We start from the raw sequence: 25,804 nt of genomic DNA on the forward strand, positions 1-25,804 counted from the left end.
GCAAGGGCTTATCGTCCGGTGCTGCCAAATCCGCCGCTGCCGCGTTCACTCCCGTTCAAGGTGTCCGTCTCGTGCCACGTGATTCTTTCCACGGGGCTAATAATCAACTGCGCAAACCTCTCGCCGCTCTCGACTGTCACTGGTTCATTCGAAACATTCATCAACAAAACCATCAGTTCGCCTCGGTAGTCCGAGTCGATGGTCCCCGGTGCGTTGGGCATCAGGCAACCGCTGCGCCGCGCAAATCCGGACCGCAGCCTAACCTGCCCTTCGTATCCGTCAGGGATCGCAATCTGAAAGCCCGTCGGCAATAGCTTACGTTCACCCGGAGCAAGCGTCGTCGCTTCGCCCGCCAAACACAAATCCATTCCCGCCGCGCCCAGCGTCGCGTACTCTGGCAAATTCTTCGGAGCATGGGCGAGCCTGACAATGGGGACAACCAGACTCACTTACGATTTCTTGCCGTTGGGTTCGAGCACAGCAGTCACAATGTTCTTCTCATCAAATAACACGTTGGCCATACTCTGTATCTTCTTCGGTGTCACTGCGTCGATCCTTTCGCTGATTTCATCCAGCGGCACATAGCGACCCTGATAGATCTCCATGCGCGCCAGTCTCATCATCCGGCTCGACGTATTTTCCAGCCCGAGCATCAGTCCACCCTTGTACTGAATCTTAATCTCCTCAAGTTCAGCCTTCGAAAGCGGACGCTCCTGCAAATCTACTAACTCTTTCCGCACCATCTCACCCGCGCGGTCCACTCGCTGCTTGTCCGTCGCCAAATACACGCCGTAATATCCGACGTCCGACAACGAATCCACATACGAGTAAACTGCGTACGCGATGCCGTGCTTCTCGCGAATGTTCTGAAACAACCGCGACGACATGCCTCCACCGAGCACCGTACTTAGCATCGAAATCGCGATTCGATCTTTCGAGTTGTACGGAACGGATCGTCCGCCCATCAGCATATGCGCCTGTTGAATAGGTCGACTATTCCGCTCGAAACTTGGCTTCAAAGCATGAATCGGCTGCTTCACCGTTTTCAGTTTTTTCGCCTTAGCCGCGAGCTTCTGTGCAATCATCTTCTCCAATTGCGCATGCTTCACGTTTCCCGCCGCCGCTACAATTATCCTATAAGGATTGTAATGCTCCGCCATAAACTCGCGAATATCCTCGCGCGTAAACGACTTCACATTCTGCGGCGGACCCAATATAGGTCGCGCAATCGGATGATCCTCAAACACCTGTCCGACGAACTGCTCATGCACGACGTCGTCCGGCATATCTTCGTGATCCCGGATTTCGTCCAGAATCACCTGCTTCTCTTTCTCCATTTCCTGAGGCGCGTACATCGAGTTCTGGAGAATGTCACACAGAATATCCACTGCCGTCGGCAACTGCTCGTCCAACACATGCACATAAAAGCACGTCAGTTCTTTGCCGGTAAAGGCATTGATGTGCCCACCGCCGCGTTCAATCGTCTTCGCTATGTCCATCGCCGAGCGTGTTGCCGTTCCTTTGAACGCCATGTGCTCGATGAAGTGCGAGATACCGTTCAGTTTTTCCGATTCGTGCCGCGATCCCACCGTCACCCAAATTCCCAGCGCCGCCGAGCGAACGCTGGGAATTTTCTCAGTGACTAATCTGATGCCATTCGGCAATACGGATTTGTTGTAGAGCGAAGCCTTAGCCAAGCTGCAGTCCTTTGTGAGTTCTTTACAGACTAATCTTCGTCTTCAACCTTTTCGGTTCTCGGCTTGCGATCACCGCGGTGTTTGTCACGGCCATGCGCACGATCTCCGCGATCGCGGCGTTCCCGCGGTTCTTCTTCCGGCATGCCTTCAGGACGCGGCAAGAGAGCCTTGCGAGACAAATCAAGTTTGCCTTCAGGCGTAATCTTGACCAACTTAACGTTGACAGGATCTCCGACATTCAGATGATCGGAAACCTTTGCAACACGTCGGTGTTCAATTTCGCTGATGTGCAAGAGTCCTTCACGACCCGGCAAGATTTCAACGAACGCGCCGAAGTCAGTGATCTTCGTCACTTTGCCGTCGTAGACCTTTCCTACTTCCGGATTCTCCGTCATGCCGCGCAAAATCGTCAGCGCCTTTTCGACCTCTTCTGAACTCGGACCCGAAATGCAAATCTGACCCGTGTCTTCAATGTCAATTTGCGCGCCGCTGCGGGCAATGATCTCGCGAATCGTCTTTCCTCCCGGTCCAATGATCAAACCGATCTTGTCCGGATCCACCGTAAAGAACGCGATACGCGGAGCAAATGGCGAAATCATCGGGCGCGGCTCCGGAATCGCCTCACGCATCTTGCCGAGAATATGATCGATACCCTGACGAGCTTGGCGAATCGCTGTCTTCATCAGATCAATCGAAATACCCGTGATCTTAATATCCATTTGGCACGCGGTGATGCCGTGTTCATTGCCCGTGACCTTAAAGTCCATGTCACCGAGATGATCTTCATCACCCAAAATGTCAGACAAAATCGCAAACTGTCCGTCTTCTTCGATCAAGCCCATCGCGATACCCGCGACCGGTGATTTCAGAGGAACGCCTCCGGCCATTAAAGCCATGCATCCTGCGCACACCGTCGCCATCGACGAGCTTCCGTTCGATTCCAAAACTTCCGACACGACACGAATCGTATACGGGAAATCGTCCCATGCCGGCAGCACCGGCTGAATCGCACGCCAAGCGAGATTGCCGTGACCGACTTCGCGGCGGGATTGCCCCAAAAACTTGCGTACTTCACCGACGGAAAACGGCGGGAAGTTGTAGTGCAGCATGTACGGCTTGAAATACACGCCATCGATGCCGTCGACTTTCTGTTCGTCAAACTTTGCGCCAAGCGTAATCGAGCCGAGCGCTTGCGTCTGACCGCGAGTAAACAGCGAACTTCCGTGAACACGCGGAAGAATATCCACGTCGCACGTAATCTGACGGATATCCGTGTGACCGCGTCCGTCAAGACGAACTTTTTCTTTCACGGCGCGCACACGCACGATCTTGTCGAATCGCTCGTTCACCCATGACTTGATTTCACCGTCTTCGTCCGGAAATTCAACAGCCAGCGCCTCAGCGGCTTCGGCCACGATAGCCTTCATCGCTTTCTTGCGCTCTTGCTTTTCCGCAATCTTGGTCAATTCGGCAACTTTCGAATCGTAATCTTTCTCCAGTCGCGCCAAGAGCTCCGTGTTCTTTTCTGCGGGTTCAAACACAGCCTTTGTTTTGCCGATCAAGCTCGCGAGTTTCTTCTGCAGCTCGACAATCTTCTTGATCTCGCCGTGCGCCACTTCAATCGCCTTCAGGAACGTATCTTCGTCAACGAGCTTCGCAAGTCCTTCGATCATCATGATCGATTCGGCGGTTCCCGAAACGACGACGTCCAAAGCCGATTCTTCAAGCTGCTTGAACGTCGGATTTACTATAAACTCGCCGTTCACGTAGCCCATGCGCACCGATCCCACCGGTCCCAAAAACGGAACATGCGAAATCGCCAGAGCTGCCGAAGCCGCAACTGTTCCCAACACATCCGGATCATGTTCACCGTCCGATGAAAAGACGTTGATCATAATCTGAACTTCTTTGTTGAATCCTTCGGGGAACAACGGGCGCAACGGACGATCCGTCAAGCGCGCCGACAGCGTTTCCTTTTCTGAAGGACGTCCTTCACGTTTGAAAAATCCGCCCGGAATGCGGCCCACCGCGTACATCTTTTCGCGGTAGTCCACAGTAAGCGGCATAAAATCGAAATCAGTGTCCGAATCAAGATTCGCACAAACCGTCGCCAGCACCGTCGTTTCACCGTACGTAAGCCAGATCGCTCCGTCGGCTTGTTTCGCCATGCGGCCGGTTTCAAGAGTCAGCGGCAGGCCGCCAAGTTCAAGTGTTTCGCGTGTCATAATTGCTCTTTTCTCCTTCTCCTTCTCCAGTTCACGTTTCGAAACACGAATTAGCCGCGCAAGCCAAGCTGCTTCACGAGTTCGCGGTAACGATTAACGTCTTTCTTGTTCAGATACTTCAAAATTCTGCGGCGCTGGCCCACGAGGAGCAGCAAACCACGACGCGAGTGATTGTCGTTCTTGTTCGACTTCAGATGCTCGGTCAAGTAGTTGATGCGGTGCGTCAACAGCGCAACTTGGACCTCCGGACTTCCGGTGTCATTCTTCGTACGTCCGAACTTTTCCACAAGTTCACGGCGCGGATTAGATGCTTCTGCCATCTCTGGTTCTCTTGTTTCTATTTTCTTGTTGTCAAATGACGTTTTCTTCAGGCAATAGGCGTCGGGGTTCGAGGCTATAGCCTTCTTCAACCAATATGCTTCGAATGTCTGAGATATCTTGCTTCATTTGCACGGACAACGCTTCTTCGCCGCTGAACTTGATTTCACCGCGCAGCCGCTTCAAGATTCGCAGCGTAAGAGTGCGGTCATAAATGTCCAAATCAAAATCAAGGATGTGTGCTTCAATCGAATGCCGTTGCCCCCCAAAAGTCGGGTTAAATCCGATTGAAACAGCGGCTGGATAAGCGTATTCGTTGAGTTCCGCGATTGCCGCATAGATGCCGTCGCGCGGAACGATCTTCCCTTGCGCGATCTCGCCGAGGTTCGCAGTCGGACAACCCATTCTTCTGCCCCGCGCAAATCCACGAATTACTCGTCCTGCAAGAGAAAACTTGCGTCCCAACATCGCGTTCGCCAGCGGCAAGTCACCTTCCATGATGTGGCGGCGAATTGCTGTCGACGAGACCACTTCGTCTTTGATGACGACGGGAGGAACAATCTCAACGCCGAAGCCAAGGTCGCGCCCGAGCGAAATCAAACTTTCATGATCACCCGCCCGGTCCTTGCCGAACGAGTGGTTATATCCCGCGATAATATGCCCGGCATTCCACTTTCCTATGATGATTTGCTCGGCGTACTCGCGCGGCTGCAGCCTGCGGAACGACTCGTCGAAGTCAATGACAAAGACGTTTTCAATACCGGCGCGGGAGAGCAAATCCATTCTTTCGTCGAAGCTGTACAGCATCGATATGTTCTTGTCATCGCCGAGCAACAGCGATCGTGGATGCGGATCGAACGTCACGGCCAGTGGAGTCTCGCCGTGAGCAGTTGCCACGCCCAAGAGCTTGGAGACAATTTGCCTGTGGCCAAGATGCAGTCCGTCAAAACTCCCCACGGTGACTGCGGTCTTGTTGCGCGTGACGGATTCCGGCAACTCCTGTCGATGAATGTGCATTCCTTATTGCCCCCTGAATTCCGGATGCATCAAAACTTCGCCAATTTCCCAAGCGTCGTCGACCGAATATGGACCGATCTCGGTGCGCCTGAGTGATGCCAGCGTGCCGCCGCAGCCGAGCTCGCGGCCAAGGTCTCGTGCAATCGACCGAATGTATGTGCCTTTGCTGCAGCGAATATCAAGCGTCACAAAAGGATTGTCCAACTCAACAATTCTGATCTCTTCAATTTCGACGGGACGCGGCGCGTGTTTGACTTCTTCGCCTTTTCGCGCCCGTTTGTAGCTGCGTTTGCCGTCGATCTTAATCGCCGACACGGACGGCGGTGCCTGCAATATCTCCCCTTGAAACTGCTGAACGGCGTTCTCGATTTCGGTCACGTTCCACCGGACCTCCGTCTCGCCGGTAACTTGACCGTCGAGATCGTCAGTATCTGTCGTCACACCTAATTTGACGACTCCGCGATAGCGCTTACCGAGTCCCATGAATTTTTCCGAGTCGGAAGTGCAATTCCCGAACACAACAATGAGCAAACCCGTGGCAGCCGGATCGAGCGTGCCCGCATGCCCCACCTTTTTCCATTTCAAACCGCCGCGCAATTTTGCGACAACGTCAAATGACGTCCACCCCGCAGGTTTGTCTATCGGAAGTACGAGTCCGTTCAATTCCTATTTCGCCTGGTCAAGCGCGTGCATCAGGCTCGGCAAAAGTCTCGCTTGAACGGAGCGCAGCGTGCCGTACATTCTAAAACCTGCTGCCCGTTCGTGCCCTCCGCCCCCGAACGACTCGGCTATGGCTGAGACATTTACGATCGACTTCGAGCGCAGCGAAACGCGTATTCGCCCGTCATCCATTTCGGAAAACAACACGGCGACCTCCACTCCGTCGATCGCTCGTCCTAAGTCCACAAGGTTATCGGGATCTTCTACGACGTAATCCAAAGGAACGAACATCGTAGAAATTCTGCCTTCAGCGTGAAGCTCGAGCGTAGAAAGAATCTGCGCCGTCGATCTCACATCTTTTGCGGGAATCGAATAGTAGAGCTGCTCAGTCAACTCGGAAATCTTCGCTCCGGCTTCCACGAGATTGGCCGCGACTCTCAGAGTCTTGGGCGTCGTGTTCGAATGGCGAAATCTCCCCGTGTCCGTCAAAATGCCGGCAAGCAAATTCGTCGCCATCGTCGCCGTCAAACTTACTTTCAATTCCTCGAACAAGTCAAAGAGCAGTTCACCCGAAGCCGAAGCGTCCGTATCGACAAGATTGACGTGGCCAAATTTCGTATTGGAAATATGATGGTCGAGATTGGCGATTCTTGCGGACTTCGAAACCAAACTTTCGACGTCTCCGATTCTCTCGCGATTCCCCGAATCGACAACGATCACGTCGTCAAACGGTTTCAGCCCGGCTGTGCCGCTCAGGGTCACGATCTCACTTGCTCCGAAAAGCATCGTGCAGCGCGTAGGACATTCGTCCTCCATTACGCATACTGGTGTTCCTCCGCATTGCAGGACCGCTTCCCGCAATGCAAGCACGGACCCGATCGCGTCGGGATCGGGACGAACGTGGGCCGAAATCAAGACACGCGGAGATTCAAGAAACGGACGAAGCGCGGCGATCTCCGCGGACGAAAACTTCACGACTGATCTTCTCCGCCCCGCACCTGTTTCAGAAGCTCTTCGATGCGCGCCGCCTTCGCGGGCGTTTCGTCAAAATGAAACCGCACGTCCGGGTGTTGCCGCATCACGAACCGTTTGGCAATCGCTGTGCGGAACTTCCCCTTATGCTTGTTCAATTCATGTTCGATCTCAATCCCGCTCGCGGATTCGCCGATAATACTGAAATAAACGTGCGCCATCGACAAGTCATCGGTGACCGTCACACCTGTCACTGAAATCAGCACACTTCGCATGTCAATTGCGATGTCCCGGATCATTCCCGGAATCTCACGTTCAAGTTCCGCTGCCAACCTAAGCGGCCTGCGCGGTCCGTCGGAATTTTGTCGAAGTTGATTAGACATAGTAGTCCACCCGCGGATCAAACATCAAGACTCGCTCATCCTCTTCGATCAATGCTCGTATCGAGCCGAACTGCGCTTCCACATGACGCTCGCTTACCGCGACGCACGCGAACGCCATGTTCGCAATCTGCCAAGTCTCGCCCGCTTCCTCGCTCACGGAAACGTTGTATTTGTTGCGCACGCGTTCCTTGATTGAATTGACCGCGCTTCGTCTATCTTTCAAGGAATGACTGTGAGGCAGATGCAGCGTGCAGGTCATCACACCGACGCAGCATTTCATGCCACCGACTGTTCGAGCGTGCGCTTGATTTCGGTGATTTGGATCACTTCAATCGAGTCGCCTTCTTTCACGTCGTTCATGTTGTGCAGCAGGATTCCGCATTCATAGCCCGACTTCACCTCGCTAACGTCGTTCTTGAAACGCTTAAGCGAACCGACGGTACCGGACCAAATCTGTTTTCCGTCACGCAGCAACCGAATCTGGCTCTGTCGCTTGATTATTCCCGAAACGACGAAGCAGCCGGCAATCGTTCCCGCCGACGGCACTCGGAACGTCTGACGAACTTCGATAAGTCCGACAACTTCTTCCTTTTTGTCCGGCCTGAGCATGCCTTCCAGAGCTTCGCGGATGTCGTTTTCCATTTCGTAAATAATGCGGTAGACCCGGATATCTACGCTCTCGCGCATCGCGAACTCGCGTGCCTTGAGATTCGGGTGCACGTGAAATCCGAGAATAATCGAACCCGTGGCCGCGGCAAGCAGCACGTCGCTTTCGCTGATCGCGCCGACTCCGCGATGGACGATCTTAACGGCAACTTCTTTCGTGCCCAGTCGCTGCAGCTGATCGCAAATCGCTTCCACTGAACCGTCTGCGTCGCCCTTGATAATCAAAGGCAGTTCGCGCAATTCGCCTTCGCGGATTCGCTGGGAAATCTGATCCAAACTGAGCATCTTGATTTGGCGGAAAGTCTGCTCGCGCTGCAAAAGCTGACGGCGCATCGCAATGTCTTTTACCTCGCGTTCGCTGTCAAATGCGACAAGCGCGTCACCTGCTTGCGGTGCGCCGGAGAACCCGACGACCTGCGCCGGACGTCCCGGTCCCACGTTGTCGATTTGTTTGTTGTTCTCATCCAGCAGCGTACGCACCTTGCCCCACTGTTGGCCGGCGACAAAATAATCGCCGACGTGAAGCGTGCCGTTCGTAATCACAATCGTGGCTACGACGCCGCGGCCCTTGTCGATACGCGTTTCGATGACGGTCGAACGCGCGCGTCGCTGTGGATTACCCTTGAGTTCAAGAATATCCGCGGCTAACAACACTTCTTCCAGCAAAGCGTCGATTCCCTGACCGAATTTCGCGGATATCTCCGCCGATTGAACCTTGCCGCCCCATTGCTCGACCAACACATTGTGTTCGGCGAGCTGCTTTCGAATCTTCTCAGGATCCGCGTTGGGCCGGTCGATCTTGTTGATTGCCACGACAACCGGCACGTCAGCCGACTGCGCATGGCTCAAAGCTTCCAGTGTTTGCGGGCGTACTTGGTCGTCAGCCGAAATCACCAAAATCACAAGGTCGGTAACCTGCGCACCGCGGGCGCGCATGGCCGTAAACGCTTCGTGACCGGGCGTATCGAGGAAACTGATCGTGCGGCCTTTGTGAACAACTTCGTAGGCGCCGATATGCTGCGTAATCCCGCCATGCTCTTCCGAGATAACAGAAGTCTTGCGCAAGTAGTCGAGCAGCGACGTCTTACCGTGGTCGACGTGTCCCATGACGGTCACGACCGGCGGTCTCGGTACAAGATCTTCCGGAGCATCTTCTTCGTCCTTCAGATCCTGCTCGACTTCTTCTTCGTCAGATACGAACTCGACGCGGAATCCGAATTCATCCGCCATCAATTCGATCAAATCTCGTTCAAGTCTCTGATTGATTGTGACCAGTTTGCCCATCAAGAAGAATTTCTTGATGACTTCAGCAACCTCGACGTCCATCAGATTTGCGAGTTCCTGCGTCGAAACGAACTCGGTAAGCTGCAAAATGTTATCCTGCGTCTCGACCAACTCGCCTGTAATTTTGTCTCGGCGTTTCGCGCGGCGCTTTCCGGAATCCATCGACGCGAGCGTCTGACGAATCGAGGCTTCGACCTCAGCCTGATTGACTTCTTTGCGTTTGGTCTTGACTTTGCGTCGGGATCGACTTTCGTCAACGGCCGGAGTGCGTTTCGCTTTCTCCTGCTTCTGAGCGGCGATCAGACGCTTTTGCTTCTCGATGCGCTCAATATCAGCTTTGGTCGGAGCGCGGCGCTTGCGCTGATCGCTCGAGCCCTCTTGAGTAGCGGGCTGAGCGGTCGCACCTGCATCAGGTCGTGGAACACGAGTCCCCGGAGTAGCGGGTCTGCCTGCGGCAGGCTTCTTTTCGCCCTTCGCGGTCTTGGCTTCCGAACGAGCTTTCGCGGCGTCCGCTCTGGCTTGCTTGCGCGCAGCGTCTGCGGCTCGCTGAGCTTCGATCTCCTTGCGGCGCTTCGCGATCTCTTCTTTTTCTTTCTTCGACCGTTCCGCGGCACGCTCTTCCGCTTCGCGCTTCTGACGTTCGTCTTCCTCGGCTTTGGCGCGTGCTTCTGCTTCGGCTTTTTCCCGTTCTTTCTCTTCTTCCGTCTTGCGCTCTTCTTCGCGCTTCGCTTCTTCGGCTTCGACTTGCTTGATCAGCGTGGACGCAGAGTCGATTTCTTGCTCTGCGGCGGTGCTAAGCAACTCTTCAAGCTGATCCGTTCTGGCGCGCTCGGACTCTGCGCGGAGATTTTCAGGCTCTGTCAATTGCTCGGCAGAGTGTATTTCCTGCCAACGCGACGGATCGAATTTCTTCACCACCTCATCATACATCTCGTCGGTCATTGGAGACATATGTTTTGGCGACTTGGAAACTTCAAAGCCGCGATCCTCCAAGAACTCAACGATCGCCGGACTGGCGACGTTCAGCTCTTTGGCAACTTGATAGATTTTCTTTTGCTTTGCAGCGCTCAAAAAGTAGCTTCCTTACCCTTCGATTTTCGTCTCGGGCTCTCGTTGAGTCTCACTATTTCCGGCTTCGTCGCCTTCTGTTGAGCCCGTTGACTCTTCTTCGGTGACGAAATACGTATTGAGAATCTCCATAATTTCGCGCACGCGTCCCAGCTCGAACTGAGTCGCCTCCATGACCTTCAGGTCTCCCGCGTCAAGCACGTCGTCCGCGGTTTCAAATCCAGCCTCGATCAGCCGGTTCTTCGTCTCTTCGTCCAATTCGTTGACTTCGGAAATCTGCAGCGGTTCCGGAGCAAGATACTCGGATTCCTTAATGGGCTCGATGGGAATACCCGTCAACTCCGACGCGAGTCTGAGATTTTGGCCGCGCTTTCCGATCGCAAATTGAATCTGGTCATCCGGCACCACCACGGTCGCACTGTTTGATTCCTGATCATAAACGACCAGCAACGGCGTCGCGGGAGACATAGCGCGCTTGACGTAAATTTCAGGATCGGCACTCCAGTGAATGATGTCGATCTTTTCTCCGCCAAGCTCACGCACGACTGCCTGAATTCGAATTCCTTTCATACCGACACATGCGCCAACCGGATCGATTCTTTTGTCATGACTGCGCACCGCGATCTTCGTGCGGTCGCCCGCTTCCCGGGCAACGCCCATGATCTCGATGATGTTGTCGAAAATTTCCGGGACTTCAAGTTCAAACAGTCTCGTGACGAAACCCGGCGCGGCTCGCGAAACGATGACTTCGGGGTCTTTCGTCGTCCGGCGAACTTCTTTGATGATGCCGCGCACGGATTTACCGCGCACGTACTTCTCATTGTACACTTGCTCCGACTTGGGCATCAGAGCCTCATAGCGGTCCAGATGAATGCGCAGCTCTTTGCGGTTGATCTGGTGAATCTCTCCAGTTACAATTTCGCCCAGTCTTTCCGAAAATTCGCTGTAGATATTCTCTTTCTCTATCTCTCGAATCTTTTGAGTCAAATTCTGGCGCGCGGTCATCACCAGTCGTCTGCCGAATTCGTTGATGTCCACGAGTTCCGCGTACGTATCGCCGATGTCAAGGTCGTCGTCGATCTTGAGCGCGCGCGACAGCGGCATCTGCATGACCGGATCTGTCAGATCGTCGTCATCAACAATCTCTTTCTCGCAGAAGATTTCTATATCGCCCTTGTCGATATTGAAAATTACGTCGAAATTCTCGGCATTGCCGTATTTCTTCTTGATCATCGCATGGAATACTCCCTCGATGATCTCGCGAAATGCGTCGCGGTCAATGCTCTTGTCTTGAAGAATTTGGCCGATAGCTTCTACAATCGGGGAATTCATCGCTTCAACTCCACTGGTGACTTGAATTCAGGCAGCACAACGGCGGACAGTATGTCCGCTTGCCCCAGCTGATGTACCTGTGACTCCGCCTGCAAGGTGACCCCTGCGGTTTCGTCATAATCAACCAACCTGCCGCGAATGTCCTTCGGTCCCTTCGGACCCGGAATCCTAACCTTCAGCAGACGGCCGATGTTCTTCTTGAATTGCCAAGTTTCCCTCAGCGGATAATCCAATCCCGGCGAACTTATCTCAATACGAAAGTCGTCATTGAGCAGTTTCTGCTCAATGATCAAGTTGCGCAGTTCACGCGTGAGCATGGCGCAATCGTCCACTGAGATACTCCCCACTTCGCGATCACCCACGACGCGCAAATGTGTCGTGCCGTTTCGCGTATTCTGGGAATACTCCAGCATCTTAAAGCCATGCTCTGCAAGCAGAGCTTGCACGTGTGATTCGAGTCGTTCCAATTCCGTTTTCAGCTAAGGGGAAATAAACAAAAAAGCGGGCGTTGGCCCACTTTTCATAAGTTCACTCTTGACTCGAAGAATATAGCAAAGTTGGGCGCCAAATGCAAGCAGGCAGGGAATTAACGAAGCTGATCCACCTGAGTCCGGGCCTTGTTGTAGGCCTGCGATTCGGGATATTTCTGGACAATCTTGTCCACAGCGGCCAAAGCCTTATCATTCTGATTTAATTTAAGATACAACCGAGAAGCCTGAGTTAGGGCCTCTGGAGCAAATGCCGACTGCGGAAACTTATTTGCCGTTTCTTCATACTTCGCCGCAGCTTCTGCATCCTTGCCGGAAGCCTCCAACGCAGCCGCCCATCCGGCAAATGAGGCTTCCAATGTTTCTTGGTCAGGCGAGTAGTTCGTCACACAGGCCTCAAAGCCCGAAGCTGCACCAGTATAGTCGCCTTGGTCAAACTTGATCCGCGAAATATAGTACTGTGCCTCGGCCGCTGCCGTTCCGCCAAAGTCGTTTTGCACCGTCTGGAACTTCGCTTGTGCGTCGCCCAAATTGTGCTGACCATAGGACGTCTTGGCCTTCATCAGCTCAAAGCTCTCCGCTTTTGCACTGCTGCCCATCCAGCGGGTCAGTCCCATGACTCCCACAATCACGATCACGGCCGCCGCGACCGCATACCAGACATTCTGCTTATGGGATTCATAATAGCTCTCAACCTTGGCTGCGGTTTCAACGAAGGTATCGTGCTTTAGCTCTTCTTTCGTGAGGCGTCCGCCTCGGTGGGCTGCTGATTTAGCCATTGTAATTGCTTAGTTTAAGAAAACTGTCTCTGAGTAACTTTCTGCGGTTCAAGCCCTTCGTACCCCCGAGAGGACTCGAACCTCCGACGCAGAGTTTAGGAAACTCTCGCTCTATCCATCTGAGCTACGGGGGCCAAACCAATTAATATAATGTGCTTGCAAGTAAATGTCAAGCCCGTCAATTGGCCAAATCTGGAAACACTTTTCCCGGATTCAATATCCCCTTGGGATCAAGAGCCTGCTTCACTTGTCGCATACTCTCAATCGCCGCACCCGACAGCCCCTGTCTCAAGTAGCTCTTTTGCACGTAGCCAATCCCGTGCTCACCGCTGATCGTCCCTCCCAGCGAAACTGTCAGTTCAAAAATCTCCGGAATCGCAAGCGCTGTTCGCTTGTCCCACTCACTCTGCTCCGTCCTTTCACGAAGCAGATTCACGTGAATGTTCCCGTCGCCGGCATGACCATAACAAATCATCCGTACTCCGTGACGGTCACAAATCTCGTGAACGCCTTTGACAAGTTGCGGTAATTTCGAGCGTGGCACAACTGTATCTTCTTCCTTGTACGGCGAAATCCCTTTCACCGCTTCGCCTGCCGCCCGTCGAATCTCCCATAGCTTCAACTGCTGAGCTGGGCCTTCCGCCACGTCAACATCCGTCGCTCCGCATTCAAGCAGTGCTTCACCAATGATCTCCATCTCCCGGTCGAGCATTTCTTCATGCACACTGTCCACTTCAATCAACAAACACGCGGCGGCTTCAGAATGCGGTACCTTCTCTCCTCGTCGGTCTTCAATCGCTTTGAGACATGCCTGTTCCATAAACTCAAGCGCGCATGGAACCACTCCGCGCAGCATGATCGCCGGAACAGCGGCAGCCGCGCTCTCCAAAGTCGGAAACGGAGCCATCAACGTCCGCCGGTGTGTCGGCAAAGGCAACAGCTTGAGCGTAATCCCCACCACGACACCGAGAATGCCCTCACTTCCCACAAAGAGCTGAACCATGTTCAATCCGGTGACGTCTTTCAGCCGCTTTCCGCCGTACTGAACAAGTTCGCCGTTCGCCAGCACAACGTCGACGCCGAACACGTAGTCTTTCGTCGTTCCGTATTTCAGCGCGCGCGGACCTCCCGCTCCTTCCGCGACGTTTCCTCCGATCGTGCACGACCCGCGGCTCGCCGGATCAACCGGATAGAATAACCCCGTCTTTTCAACTTCTTCCTGCAGAACCTGAGTAATCACTCCCGGTTCCGACTTTACGAAAAAGTTATCTCGATCAATTTCGAGAATGCGGTTTAACCGCTCGGTCGAAAGTACAATCCCCCCATAAACGGGAAGCGCCCCACCCGAAAGTCCCGTCCCACCTCCTCTGGTCACGACGGGCACTGAGAATCGATCGGCGACTTTCATCGTCGCAATCACGCTCTCGACCGACTTAGCTCGGACAACAACCTCCGGCGCGAAATACAAATCTTCCGTCTCGTCGCTGCCGTATGCCTCGAAATTCAAGTCTCCCGGCAACAACAATTCATTGTCGCCAAGAGCATTCCGAAGAGCCTCAAGCGCACTACTGTCCATCTGCCGCCACTCTAAAATCTGAAAATTGTTTGCCCGTACCCAATGGAAAAGTCGTCACCTTTTCAACATGCGAAAACGTCGGCCCTTCGCGCATAGAGTCGAGCAACTGGTTCACGGAATCTTGATCCCCTTCGATTTCCGCTTCCACTCTGCCGTCACGCAGATTTCGTACCCAACCTGTAATTCCGAGCGAATGTGCCCGTTCGAACACAAAATATCGAAAACCGACGCCTTGAACGGTGCCAACCACGACAACTTTGTATCTGACGAACTCTTCGCTCATTGACTGACTGCAATCACGACGTATTGATGCATGGGTTGTCCGGCCAGTACGCCCGTATCCGTGAAATCACTTGTCGTCGAACTGTCAAATAGTGTCAAATCACTTCCGTCGCCGGCCGTTCCCCGATAGATATCATAGTGGTCGATAATGACTGGATTTCCGTTGATATCTTGTGTCACGGGACTCCAATTCAGGAGAATGTCGTCACCGACTCGCACAATTGTCAAATCTTCGACTGCGCGCGGATCGGCCGGAATAGTAAACACGGCTTGAAACACCACCGGTCCCGATTGCCCCGCCGCGGGATAAAATCCAGTATTGAAAAATCCCGAGTTGTCAACAGCCTCAAGATAGTACCTGACAATTGTTGTCGCCGATATCGACGGAATTTCAAACGAGTAGACATCTCCGACGTTTCCCCCGGACGGAACTTCTTCCCACGCTCCGCTTCCAAATCGATAGTGCAGTGATGCAAACAATATCCCGTTGTCATCCGTGATGGTCGCCTGCACCGGATAGGGCCCGTTGAAATTCGTCGGCGACGGCCACACGGTCACACCCGTGAACACCGGCGGCAAGTTGTCATTGATCCAACTAAATGAAAAGTACGTGGTCGGCGCGTTCGCCGGATTCGTTGCGCTATTCTGATTTACCGAATTGTCGCGTGCCCAAATATAATAACGCACTTCTTGGACGGGCGAACCCGTCAGTGTCGGAATCTCAAATGTGAAAATGTTTCCATTCACGTTCGAAGGTCCCGTGCTGGCATATCCACCGCCGTCAACTGAATAGTAAAGCAGAGTGGACTCGATACCGCTGTCGTCCGTAATGGTCGCCGATACACTGTAGGGCCCCGGACTCGGCGAATCCGGCAAGTCCGTAACTCCCGCAATCACCGGCGGCTGCAAATCGCCGCCCAAATTCGTCTCGTCCAATCGAAAATAGCCGGAGGCCGTATTGAACAACCAACTTGTCTCTCCGTCGACGGACAGAATCGCAACGACGCTTCCTATTCCCGGAACGATCCACTCATATGAACGATAAAGTTGATCGAGAATTGGAATCCCCATAAACTCCGCGTAGGAAGTTTGCAGCGTTCGCATCACCAAACATTGCATCGGCCCGCCAAACGGAACCGTGACCATTCCCCAACCTACAATTTCGCAGTCGCGAGTCTCTTGAATCGGAACGCCCAATGCTTCTTCGCCCCACGTCCAACTTGAAGACCACGTCGTTCCATAGGTCATGGGATAGTGGTAGATGTTCCAGAATGGCGCGTCATACGGATACACCGAACCGTTTTGCGAGACACCCCGCGCAAATGTTCCGGTCGCAGTTTCGTCTTCGTAGAGCCACTGTGCTTGACCGCCCTGAGTCTGATATTCCGTAAAAGTTGTTTGCGCCGGAGCAGGCTGCGGAGCCGCAGCAACTGTCCGGATTTCGCTGGTCGCCGTAGAAGTTGTAGGTCCCGTGGAGAAGTCCCACGTGCCACCTTGCTGCAACGGATTAATTGTTCCGAGGTTTACGGCTACATTGGACGATGTATTGAAATAATTCCAATAGTTGCCGATTTGGTCAGAGCCATAAGGCCAGTTGCTTTGATCAATCGTCACCTGTCCCATCACGGCCGACGCCAAACACATCACGAACACAAACGTTTTCATGCGAACCTCCTTCGTCAAATGCAAATCCACAAAGCAAAAAGGAGCAAATCAAAGCATCCAAACAAGTTCATTCATTCCCCCCCCGGTCTTCCGGGGGGGGGCAAGGGGGGGGTCAAACAACCAAGCGCAATCCCGCTGCGTTGGAATTTGTAATTTTGGGATTTGGGATTTCCCAATCCTACTACCGTCGGCCTCCGGCCGTCATCCCTGAGACTTGAGCAACGCGCCTCCGGAATTGGGAATTGGGATTTTCTCAGGGCTTCAATCTCGAGATCATCCTCGGGAACGGAATCGTCTCGCGCACATGCGGAAGCGCGCAAACCCACGCGACCGTGCGTTCAAGTCCGAGTCCGAATCCCGCATGCGGCACGCTTCCGTACTTTCTTAAATCAAGAAACCACTCAAAGTCTTCGACGTTGAGACCGTGCTCATGTATGCGCTTTACAAGCTCATCGTAGTCATCTTCACGCTGGCCGCCGCCGACAATTTCTCCTTTGCCTTCTGGAGCCAATACGTCAAACCCAAGCGCGAGCTTTGGATTCGTCGCGTCGCGTTTCATATAAAAGGCCTTTAGATCGGCCGGGAAATGGTACAAAATGGTCGGACGGTCATGCTCGTTGGAGATTGTGGTCTCTTCGTCTCCACCGATGTCTCCGCCCCACTCAATATCGTGTCCACCCTTTTTCAACACGTCAATCGCGTCCGTGTATGAAAGGCGCGGAAACGGTTTTTGAATCTTCTCGAGTACGGCAATCTCGCGTTCAATGACCTTTAGCTCTTCCATGCGCGTTTCGAGCACTCTTTGCACGATAAAACACAACATGTCTTCGGCAAGTTCCGCCGCGCCCCACATATCCATATACGCGACTTCCGGCTCGATCATCCAAAACTCCGTGAGGTGCCGGCGCGTCTTCGACTTTTCCGCGCGAAACGTCGGACCGAACGTATATATCTTGCCAAGGGCCATCGCTCCGCATTCGCCGTAGAGCTGCCCGGATTGAGATAGATAGGCCTTCTCGCCGAAGTAATCTGTTTCAAACAACGTCGACGTGCCTTCACATGCCGCGTTCGTAAAGATCGGAGGATCGAACAACGTGAATCCACGCCCGTCAAAGAAATCTCGAATCGCCTTTACGATCGCGTGGCGAATGCGCATAATTGCCACCTGCCGCTTGCTGCGCAGCCACAAGTGACGGTTGTCCATCAGAAAAGCCGTGCCATGTTCTTTCGGCGAAATCGGAAACTCCCCCATCGCCGCAGTGACGGGAATCACTTGCTTCAAGATCAATTCAAAACCACCCGGCGCACGCGGCTCCGCTTTCACCGTGCCTACAACCATCAAAGATGATTCCTGAGACAGCGAATCAACCGCGGCAAATCCCTCGTCGCCGATATCACTAATGGAACCCACGCATTGTATCAACCCCGTACCGTCGCGGAGCATGACAAATCGAATCTTACCCGACGAGCGCTTGTTATAGAGCCAGCCCTTGAGCAAAACATCTTGTCCGTCGTACTTCCCGATATCTTCCAAATAAACATGCGGCGCAGTAGGTGTCGCCATGTTGTCCTCTTAGTCTTCCTCTTTGAGTTCTCGTTCCATAAGTCCCCGCACAGCGTCCGGAGCGGTTAACTTTCCTTCCAAAACTGCACACACGCCTTCCGTTATCGGCACGCTCACATCGCGCTTTAGCCCCAATTCGAGAGCGGCTCGGGCTGTATACACGCCTTCAGCGACCTGCCCCGTTTTCTTCAAAGCAGCTTCAAGCGATTCCCCTCGCCCGATAAATTCGCCCACCGTACGATTACGGCTGCGCGCCGAAATGCACGTCGTCGCCAAATCTCCCATTCCCGACAGACCCATAAACGTTTTGCGCTCACCCCCGACGGCCGCTCCAAGTCTCGAAAGCTCCGCTAATCCGCGCGTAATCAATGTCCCTTTCGTATTCGCGCCAAATCCCATCCCATCCACCATTCCGGCGGCCAGCGCTATGACGTTTTTCATCGCTCCGGCAAACTCAACTCCGATTACGTCACGCGAGCGATACAACCGCAGCTTCTCCGAAGACAGCGCAAGCTGCAAGTCACGGCTCGTTTCCTCGTTCGTACTCGCAATCACAGCCGACGTCGGCATTCCTAACGCAATCTCCGCAGCCAGAGTCGGCCCCGACAGCGCAGCATATCTTTCGCTCGAAAAATTCGGCGAAGATTCTTTCAGAATCTCATGTTCGAATTTTCCTGTCGCGCTCTCAATTCCCTTTGACGTCCCGATCCACAGCGCTTTCGGAAGAACGCCGGCATATTGCGAAACAAATTGTCGCGTCGCCTGCAACGGCACAGCAAACTCCAAAATATCGGCATTTGCCACAGCGCGTTCCAAATCCGACGTCACAAAAATTCGGTCGTTCAGATTTCCGTCCGGCAAATAGCGCGTGTTTCTCCGCGACTCCTGCAAGAGTTTCGCGTGCGCCGAATCGCGTGCCCACAACCGCACCTCGTGCCCGATGCCGCCCGCGTGAATCGCCAGCGCCGTTCCCCAGCTTCCTGCACCTAAAACAGCAATCTTCATCAGAAGAACCTCGGTTCCGTGCCGCTCAGAAGTCGCGCAATATTTTGTCGATGCGTATAAAACAAAAATCCCGCAATCACCACTCCGCTCGCGATCACAATTGCCGGTTGATTCTGTTTGCCCGCCAAAAGGAAAATCGGAAACGAAACAGCCGCAGTCAGAGATGCAGGCGAAATTCGTCGCGTCACCGCAAACACTATCGCCCACACAATCATCGAATATCCCAGAGCGCTCGCACTGATTGCCGCCATCGCCCCTGCCGCCGTCGCCACGCCTTTTCCGCCTTTGAATTTCGCATACGGCGTAAACACATGCCCCATGACCGCCGTGCACGCTATCACAATCTTCACTTCAACCAAATTTTCGGAAAAGATCAGCGGAGCCAACCAAAACACCGGCGCGAATCCTTTTAGAGCGTCAAGTAAGAGAACAACAATCCCCCACTTCTTACCCAACACGCGCGACACATTCGTCGCTCCCGAGCTGCCTGATCCGCTCGCGCGCGGATCCTTGCCCGCAATCAACTTCGAGAGCCAAATCCCCGTCGGAATTCCCCCGACAAGGTAGCCGATCAATGCCGCAAGATAAACACTCACACGACGCGCCCGATTTCGAACACCTGCTCATTGAGCGTCGCAAAGTACGCTTCAATCTCAGAAACATAGTCCGCGCCGCAAATTAACACTAACCCGATGCCGCAATTGAACACGCGCCGCATCTCTTCATCCGCAACATTCCCCCATTCCTGAATCAACCGGAACAACTCAGGCAATTCCCAAGCATCCCAATCCACTTCAAGCGACAGCCCCTCGCGCAAAACTCTTTCCGTATTCTCAACGAGCCCGCCGCCCGTAATGTGCGACATTGCATGCAGTCCCGGATGCGCAAGCAATCCGTGCATCAAATTCCAATAACAACGATGCGGCTCAAGCACGGCATCAACAAACGGCGTCTTGTCCGAGAGCTTAATCGAGTGAATTTCCCCCGATTCAATCTTCGGCTCGAGCACTTTTCGTATCAGCGAATACCCATTCGTATGCGGCCCACTCGACGAAACTCCAATCAACACGTCGCCCTTCTGCACTTTCGATCCGTCAAAAATCCGGTCGCGCCGCACCGTCCCCACAATCGTTCCAGCCAAATCAAAATGGCCTTCTTCGTAGAGTCCGGGCATCTCCGCCGTCTCGCCTCCGATCAGCGCCACCCCATGCGCCTTGCATCCGCGCGCCAGACTTTCGGCCAGCGTCCCAGCAATCTCCGGCACCAGTTTCCCGAACGCCAAATAATCGAGGAAAAAAATCGGCTTGGCCCCGCACACGAGGATATCGTTGATCGAATGCTGCACCAAGTCCTCGCCCAGCCCGGAGATTTTCCCCAGTTGCGCCGCGAGCAGCACCTTCGTCCCCACCCCGTCGGTCGAGGCCACCAGCACCTGCCCGTCCGGCGCCTCGTCCAGCGCGAAAAACCCGCCAAACAGCCCGATTCCGCGCACCACATTGGCAGTATGAGTGGATTTCGCAGCCTGTGAAATCAGCTTTTTCGCAGCCGAGGCGCGGTCTAAATTTACTCCAGATGTGGCGTAGTTAGAAGACATTTTTCAGAGTATAAATTAAAAAACAATAAGTGCTTAACAAGCACAAACAAAAGGCCCGTACAAAGACGGGCCAGGGTGCCGAGGGCCGGAATCGAACCGGCACGGGGAGTAATCCCCGGCAGATTTTGAGTCTGCTGCGTCTACCAGTTCCGCCACCCCGGCAGGGAAGAAAAACCACCAGCGGGCGGAGCTTAGTAATCGTGGGGGGCCAATTACTATAGCGGTCACGCCAACAAACCGGTGGAAAGCGGTGACAAACGTAAGCTGGAATATAAGGACTTAGCCCCAAAAACGCAAGCCGGAAACCTAACAAGTTTTGAGCTTACGAGGTCGTGCTTCCAAGTACGACACGCGAATGTAGGGGCGGATGGCAATCCACCCGCGCAATGCAAGCCGCCAAATCCCAAATCTCGCGGCGGCAGGTGTCTTCACCTGCCCCGCACACCAAGACCTCCAAGCGCTTTGTCATCCTGAAGCCGCCGCGGCTGAAGGACCCCTCTGCATTCTCGCGGCGGCACCCGCTGCGGGTGCCCCTAACGCCGAGCCGGGTTAAGGTCCTCCGCAACCCGGCCGAAATCTGAATATTTCATACTTCAGATTTCATATTTTCCACTTCTTGGCTCATACCTCTTACCTCATATCTACTCCGATTTCTGTCCGACGAGTAAGCCCCTTTCACATCCCGTCCAAAATCGCTATACTTGAGGGAATTCCATCCCCCATCCCCCATCCCCCAAGTAGATGCCCCCAATCGTTCGACTTGCCGGTTATAACGTAGATTCAGAACTCCTGTCCGAAACTCTCGATATTCTTAGAGAGCTGGACGATCTCTCTAAGTCGATGGGCAACACTCCCTCGGCTTCCGAACTCAAGGCTCGCGTCGAGCAATTGGGCGAAGAGCTGCGGTCGCGCATCGATTTCGAAGCCTTCACTCCCGAAACCATCTCGGCAGCTTATGCCAGAATCAGCCGCGATCCGTCCCATGTGACCGAACTCCGCCGCTCGGCCAGGTTCAGCGTCGCCCGTGCTCGCAAGTCAAACGATAATATTATTTTCGGGTTGGGCCACGCGTCGGTCGCCGAACATGCGGCGTTCAATTTCGACGTGTCGCATCTCTCGCGGCTTGCCGCCGAAGAGTTGCAGTTTCACAGGCTGCAAAGCTTCACCGAAAAATCTCAAAGATACATCACGATCGGCGAAGATTACATCGCTCCAAACGAAATTCTCGGAACCGGTCACGAACAGGTTTACCGTAAGTTAGTCAGCGAGCTGTTCGCCGCGTACAACGAGATTTTCGAGAGTTTGCAGCGGCATCATACTCCCGAGGATACGGATGGCATGAGCAAGACAGAGATCCGCGATCTCGAGACTCGTGCCAAAGAAGATGCGCGCTATTTGCTTCCGCTCTGCTGCTCGACCCAGATGGGAATGACTCTAAACGCTCGCAATTTGGAGCATTTGCTCTGGGAGTTGTCGGATCATCCACTCACGGAAGTTCGCGAGCTCGGTCAAGCGCTTCACAACGCGGTCGGCCGCATGGCTCCGTCACTGGTGAAATACACGTCGCGAGCGGAATTCCCCAGAGAAAACCGAGTGAGTGTGGCAGAGCTCTTTGGCAAATCGAAGCGGCAAAAAAACTTCGAATTTCGTTCAGAACCATCCGCCGAGTTGGTGGACTTCGATTCCTCTGGCGAAGAGAAAGTTCTCAGGGCTTTTTCATTCTCGTCCGGAAGTTCACAGTCGGCTCCCGACCAAAAAGCTGTTTGGCGGAAGTTGTTCCAGAAACTCGGGGCACACGATCCTGTTTATCGTGAGTTTGAGTTGGCGACAGCCAGCTTTGTTCTCGAGATGAGCGCGACGTGCTATGCTCAGTTCAAAAGACACCGTCTCATGACTCAATTGGTGCAGGGTTATCAAGTTGATTCTGCTGCTATTGTACCGCCTTCGATTACTGAAACTGGTCAGACGGATGTTTTCGAACGAGCTGTTACAAACTCAATAGAAACAGCCAAGACACTTGATCCCCAAGTTGCTCCTTACTTGCTGACCAATGCGCATGTCAAGCGCGTGATGTGCTTCGTGAACGCGCGCGAACTTTATCATTTGTCAAGACTTAGATGCGATAAGCACGCGCAATGGGAAATCCAAGCATTGGCCAACAAAATGCTTGAACTGATTAAACCTAAGTGGCCAAACCTTCTTGCCTTAACATCTGGAAAAGATACTTACGACCAGGCCTACGGTTCGTATTTCCAGAGTTAGAACGTTTCACGTGAAAAAATCAGAACGCCCGACTGGATTTCCAGTCGGGCGTTTAAATTAAGAGTGCTTTCCAAGTGTCAGCTACGATCTTGGTGGGTCCCGGGGTATAAACACGTGAACTACCACTCTTCCAGCACTCCTTATCTTGCACGGTAGAATTCGCGATGTCTGCAAATTCTGAATATAACTAATGCAGGATGTGTGCCAGAAGCTGCACTTTAAAATGTCATAAAGTGATTACACTTTAAATAAATATTTATAAAGCACTTAATTCACATCCTCGTTGAAAGAAGCAGTAAACTTTGGGAAATTCATGTGAAATTGTGATGCACTTCATGCATACTATATGCTCTTCGTGCGTAATCCGAGTACAACATTTGCACAAGCATACTGCAAAGAAAAGCAGCCCAGATGAGCGGCTTTTTCTTTGGAACTTTTATTTGTTATAGAATCAATGTTTTAGGAAGAATCCGACACTTGTAGTTGCAACAGTCTCAGCACCAACAACAGCATAAGCGAACAGTGCATCCTTAGCCAAAGTCGTGTCATCGCAGTGATAATCTAAACATGGATTAGAACCACACGGAAACGAGTTCGTGTCCGACTGCGCAAAGATTGTCTGATTGTTGTCGTCGATGTAGCCTACATTGGACTCGGTTCGCCAGCGAATCTCGACACCGGCTGGCACGGTTTGTCCATTGAAAACGCGCACTGTAATGATGTTTTCATTGTTCACCAAGTAGCGCAGTGTGTCGTCCGCCCGAAGAACCACGGAATAAGTTGAAGGATTCGGGTCGTTCGGTCCGGTGATCTTTTTACTTGTCTTACAAGACGAAGCAAGAAGACTTGCGGCAACCACAAAAGTCAGCGCCGCGGCAGCAACATGTTTTCTGATCATCGTTGTTTCTCCTTATCCGAGTTTACCGTCCGATGAAGCGAAAGAGAAGATAACCAACACCCAACCATAGCGGAATCGAAAGCATCAGAGCGATATTCACTCCGCGAACGGTGGAGAGATTACTTTGCAGTTCAATAGTCGACAGCGCACGCTGCATCACGGAAGACAATTGATCCATGTCCACCGGTTTCGAGAGCAAATCGTAGGCACCAAGCCGCATGGCTTCTTTGGCCGTGTCGAGCGACGCAAAACCGGTGACCATAATGAACAGAACTTTGGGATGAATGTTCTTAAGCTCACTCAAGAGTTCCATCCCCGACTTTTCCGGCATCATGAAATCCGAAACGACGAGGTCGATCTTCTCGCGCAAAAAGATATCCGTGCCACTCGACGCATTCTCGGCTTCGAGAACCGTGTGCCCTCGCCCTTCGATGAATTCGCGCAAGATGGAACGATAATCATGATCGTCATCTATTACGAGAATACGAGCCATGCACTGCCTCCCAGTTGCTTCACCACCTTATAGTGGGATATTTCCGTGCTTCTTCGGCGGATTTGAGTCGACTTTGTTCTGGAGCATTTCCAGTCCGTTGATAATTCGAGCCCGAGTTTCGGCAGGGTCGATGACTTCGTCGACATAGCCATATGCCGCGGCTTCAAAGGGATTGGCAAACAGATCCGTGTATTCGGAGACAAACTTGGCCTTTTCTTTGTCCGGATCCTTTGCATCCTTGATCTCTTTGGAAAAGATGATCTCAACGGCGCCTTGCGCACCCATAACCGCAATTTCAGCCGTCGGCCACGCGAAATTTAGGTCACCGCGAATATGCTTGGAACTCATGACGTCGTAGGCACCACCGTATGCTTTGCGCGTGATCACCGTGATCTTCGGCACGGTAGCCTCACAATACGCATACAGCAATTTGGCTCCATTTACAATAATTCCGTTCCACTCCTGCTCGGTGCCCGGCAAGAATCCGGGAACATCTACAAATGTCACGATCGGAATATTGAACGCATCACAGAAACGTACAAAACGTCCACCCTTCCGCGACGAATCAATGTCCAATACTCCCGCTAACACCGCGGGTTGATTGGCGACGAGACCTACTGGCCGACCAGCGACAAAGGCGAATCCGACCACGATATTCATCGCCCAGTCGGCATGAACTTCGAGAAATGAATCGTGATCCACGACACGCCGAATCACCTCTTTGATATCGTACGGCTTCGTCGGTTCCGGTGGAATCAGAGAATTTAGACTTTCATCAGTCGCGGGCTGCTGAGGAGCCGGTTGGCGCGGCGGATCCTCATGGTTGTTCTGCGGCATATAGCGCAGCAGCTTACGCATAGTAAGCAAACAGTGGGCCTCAGTCGGACACGCGAAATGGGCAACACCAGACTTTGAGGCGTGCGTATTCGCGCCACCCAGCTCTTCACTGGTAATATCTTCATGCGTCACCGTCTTTACAACTTTGGGACCAGTGACAAACATGTTGCTCGTATTCTCGACCATCAAAGTAAAATCCGTGATGGCCGGACTGTAGACCGCACCGCCCGCGCACGGCCCCATGACGGCCGAGAGCTGCGGAACAACTCCCGAAGCGAGAGTATTGCGCAAGAAAATGTCCGCATAGGCGCCGAGGGAAACGACGCCTTCCTGTACTCTTGCTCCACCGGAGTCATTCAAACCGATAACCGGCGCACCCATCTTCATAGCAAGGTCCATGATTTTGCAGATTTTCTTTCCGTGCGCTTCGGCAAGGGATCCGCCGAATGCTGTAAAGTCCTGCGCAAAAACAAAGACCGTCCGCCCGTCGATTTTGCCGTGCCCCGTGACCACTCCGTCGCCGTACACGACTTGCTTGTCGAGCCCGAACTGCGTGGAGCGATGAGTAACCAAGGCATCAATCTCCATGAACGAGCCGGGATCCAAGAGGATATCAAGGCGTTCGCGGGCAGTCATTTTGCCCTTATTGTGCTGCGCCTCAATACGTTTTTCGCCGCCGCCAAGTTTCGATTGAGCTCTGCGGCGTTTAAGTTCGTCTGCAACTTTCATAAGATTTCTA

The 25,804-nt window shown here is 53.2% G+C and carries 25 protein-coding genes and 2 tRNA genes; 1 reads left to right on the top strand and 26 read right to left on the bottom strand.

Annotation, left to right across the window (positions count from 1 at the left end; genetic code table 11):
- Nucleotides 1-8: 8 nt before the first annotated feature.
- The 23 genes from dut to H6507_04570 all read right to left on the bottom strand — a co-directional run bounded on the left by dut (nucleotide 9) and on the right by H6507_04570 (nucleotide 21,044).
- Nucleotides 9-449: a dUTP diphosphatase gene (dut, locus tag H6507_04460; GenBank protein MCB9368343.1), complete on the bottom strand. Its 441-nt coding sequence runs from the start codon at nucleotides 447-449 to the stop codon at nucleotides 9-11.
- Nucleotides 450-1,697: an insulinase family protein gene (locus tag H6507_04465; GenBank protein ID MCB9368344.1), complete on the bottom strand. Its 1,248-nt coding sequence runs from the start codon at nucleotides 1,695-1,697 to the stop codon at nucleotides 450-452.
- A gap of 29 nt (nucleotides 1,698-1,726) precedes the next feature.
- Nucleotides 1,727-3,922: a polyribonucleotide nucleotidyltransferase gene (locus tag H6507_04470; GenBank protein MCB9368345.1), complete on the bottom strand. Its 2,196-nt coding sequence runs from the start codon at nucleotides 3,920-3,922 to the stop codon at nucleotides 1,727-1,729.
- A gap of 50 nt (nucleotides 3,923-3,972) precedes the next feature.
- Complete coding sequence (gene rpsO, locus H6507_04475; GenBank protein ID MCB9368346.1) at nucleotides 3,973-4,242, bottom strand: 30S ribosomal protein S15; 270 nt, start codon at nucleotides 4,240-4,242, stop codon at nucleotides 3,973-3,975.
- A gap of 31 nt (nucleotides 4,243-4,273) precedes the next feature.
- Entirely contained in the window at nucleotides 4,274-5,257 is a 984-nt protein-coding gene (locus tag H6507_04480; GenBank protein MCB9368347.1) for a bifunctional riboflavin kinase/FAD synthetase, read from the bottom strand.
- Nucleotides 5,258-5,260: 3 nt separating this feature from the next.
- Nucleotides 5,261-5,920 (bottom strand): tRNA pseudouridine(55) synthase TruB, encoded by a 660-nt coding sequence (gene truB / locus H6507_04485; GenBank protein ID MCB9368348.1) that lies wholly within the window; start codon nucleotides 5,918-5,920, stop codon nucleotides 5,261-5,263.
- A gap of 3 nt (nucleotides 5,921-5,923) precedes the next feature.
- Entirely contained in the window at nucleotides 5,924-6,892 is a 969-nt protein-coding gene (locus tag H6507_04490) for a bifunctional oligoribonuclease/PAP phosphatase NrnA (GenBank protein MCB9368349.1), read from the bottom strand.
- Nucleotides 6,889-7,272 (bottom strand): 30S ribosome-binding factor RbfA, encoded by a 384-nt coding sequence (gene rbfA / locus H6507_04495; GenBank protein MCB9368350.1) that lies wholly within the window; start codon nucleotides 7,270-7,272, stop codon nucleotides 6,889-6,891. Before rbfA ends, H6507_04490 begins: the two co-directional genes overlap by 4 nt.
- The gene (locus H6507_04500) at nucleotides 7,265-7,552 is read right to left on the bottom strand and encodes a DUF503 domain-containing protein (protein ID MCB9368351.1); all 288 of its coding nucleotides are present in this window, start codon (nucleotides 7,550-7,552) and stop codon (nucleotides 7,265-7,267) included. The genes rbfA and H6507_04500 overlap by 8 nt, the downstream gene beginning before the upstream one ends.
- The gene (infB, locus tag H6507_04505; protein MCB9368352.1) at nucleotides 7,549-10,293 is read right to left on the bottom strand and encodes a translation initiation factor IF-2; all 2,745 of its coding nucleotides are present in this window, start codon (nucleotides 10,291-10,293) and stop codon (nucleotides 7,549-7,551) included. Before infB ends, H6507_04500 begins: the two co-directional genes overlap by 4 nt.
- A 12-nt stretch (nucleotides 10,294-10,305) precedes the next feature.
- Nucleotides 10,306-11,622, bottom strand: coding sequence for a transcription termination factor NusA (gene nusA, locus H6507_04510; protein ID MCB9368353.1), 1,317 nt, complete (start codon nucleotides 11,620-11,622; stop codon nucleotides 10,306-10,308).
- Nucleotides 11,619-12,089, bottom strand: coding sequence for a hypothetical protein (locus H6507_04515; protein MCB9368354.1), 471 nt, complete (start codon nucleotides 12,087-12,089; stop codon nucleotides 11,619-11,621). Before H6507_04515 ends, nusA begins: the two co-directional genes overlap by 4 nt.
- Nucleotides 12,090-12,208: 119 nt before the next feature.
- The gene (locus tag H6507_04520) at nucleotides 12,209-12,889 is read right to left on the bottom strand and encodes a tetratricopeptide repeat protein (GenBank protein ID MCB9368355.1); all 681 of its coding nucleotides are present in this window, start codon (nucleotides 12,887-12,889) and stop codon (nucleotides 12,209-12,211) included.
- A gap of 60 nt (nucleotides 12,890-12,949) precedes the next feature.
- Nucleotides 12,950-13,023 (bottom strand) — tRNA-Arg (locus H6507_04525).
- 44 nt (nucleotides 13,024-13,067) lie between these two features.
- Entirely contained in the window at nucleotides 13,068-14,465 is a 1,398-nt protein-coding gene (locus H6507_04530) for an FAD-binding protein (protein MCB9368356.1), read from the bottom strand.
- Nucleotides 14,455-14,748: an acylphosphatase gene (locus H6507_04535; protein MCB9368357.1), complete on the bottom strand. Its 294-nt coding sequence runs from the start codon at nucleotides 14,746-14,748 to the stop codon at nucleotides 14,455-14,457. The genes H6507_04530 and H6507_04535 overlap by 11 nt, the downstream gene beginning before the upstream one ends.
- Nucleotides 14,745-16,412, bottom strand: a complete 1,668-nt coding sequence (locus tag H6507_04540; protein ID MCB9368358.1) for a hypothetical protein — start codon at nucleotides 16,410-16,412, stop codon at nucleotides 14,745-14,747. Before H6507_04540 ends, H6507_04535 begins: the two co-directional genes overlap by 4 nt.
- 253 nt (nucleotides 16,413-16,665) lie before the next feature.
- On the bottom strand, nucleotides 16,666-17,976 hold the full coding sequence (gene asnS / locus H6507_04545) for an asparagine--tRNA ligase (protein MCB9368359.1): 1,311 nt from the start codon (nucleotides 17,974-17,976) through the stop codon (nucleotides 16,666-16,668).
- Between the two features lie 9 nt (nucleotides 17,977-17,985).
- On the bottom strand, nucleotides 17,986-18,981 hold the full coding sequence (locus H6507_04550; protein ID MCB9368360.1) for an NAD(P)-dependent glycerol-3-phosphate dehydrogenase: 996 nt from the start codon (nucleotides 18,979-18,981) through the stop codon (nucleotides 17,986-17,988).
- Nucleotides 18,981-19,577 (bottom strand): glycerol-3-phosphate 1-O-acyltransferase PlsY, encoded by a 597-nt coding sequence (gene plsY, locus H6507_04555; protein MCB9368361.1) that lies wholly within the window; start codon nucleotides 19,575-19,577, stop codon nucleotides 18,981-18,983. Before plsY ends, H6507_04550 begins: the two co-directional genes overlap by 1 nt.
- On the bottom strand, nucleotides 19,574-20,575 hold the full coding sequence (locus tag H6507_04560; protein MCB9368362.1) for a phosphoribosylformylglycinamidine cyclo-ligase: 1,002 nt from the start codon (nucleotides 20,573-20,575) through the stop codon (nucleotides 19,574-19,576). The genes plsY and H6507_04560 overlap by 4 nt, the downstream gene beginning before the upstream one ends.
- Before the next feature lie 76 nt (nucleotides 20,576-20,651).
- Nucleotides 20,652-20,737 (bottom strand) — tRNA-Leu (locus H6507_04565).
- Between the two features lie 160 nt (nucleotides 20,738-20,897).
- The gene (locus H6507_04570; protein MCB9368363.1) at nucleotides 20,898-21,044 is read right to left on the bottom strand and encodes a hypothetical protein; all 147 of its coding nucleotides are present in this window, start codon (nucleotides 21,042-21,044) and stop codon (nucleotides 20,898-20,900) included.
- A 272-nt stretch (nucleotides 21,045-21,316) separates the two neighbouring features.
- On the opposite strand from H6507_04570, the gene H6507_04575 reads away from it, so the two are divergent.
- Nucleotides 21,317-22,837, top strand: a complete 1,521-nt coding sequence (locus H6507_04575) for an FAD-dependent thymidylate synthase (protein ID MCB9368364.1) — start codon at nucleotides 21,317-21,319, stop codon at nucleotides 22,835-22,837.
- A 451-nt stretch (nucleotides 22,838-23,288) separates the two neighbouring features.
- Here H6507_04575 and H6507_04580 read toward each other — a convergent pair whose 3' ends face one another.
- The 3 genes from H6507_04580 to H6507_04590 are packed head-to-tail and all read right to left on the bottom strand — an operon-like array spanning nucleotide 23,289 to nucleotide 25,794.
- Nucleotides 23,289-23,735, bottom strand: coding sequence for a hypothetical protein (locus H6507_04580; protein ID MCB9368365.1), 447 nt, complete (start codon nucleotides 23,733-23,735; stop codon nucleotides 23,289-23,291).
- Between the two features lie 22 nt (nucleotides 23,736-23,757).
- The gene (locus H6507_04585; GenBank protein ID MCB9368366.1) at nucleotides 23,758-24,228 is read right to left on the bottom strand and encodes a response regulator; all 471 of its coding nucleotides are present in this window, start codon (nucleotides 24,226-24,228) and stop codon (nucleotides 23,758-23,760) included.
- Between the two features lie 27 nt (nucleotides 24,229-24,255).
- Entirely contained in the window at nucleotides 24,256-25,794 is a 1,539-nt protein-coding gene (locus H6507_04590; GenBank protein MCB9368367.1) for an acyl-CoA carboxylase subunit beta, read from the bottom strand.
- Between the last annotated feature and the right edge of the window lie 10 nt (nucleotides 25,795-25,804).

The sequence above is a fragment of the Calditrichota bacterium genome (assembly GCA_020637445.1).
In the GTDB taxonomy this organism is placed as follows: Bacteria; Electryoneota; RPQS01; order RPQS01; family RPQS01; genus JABWCQ01.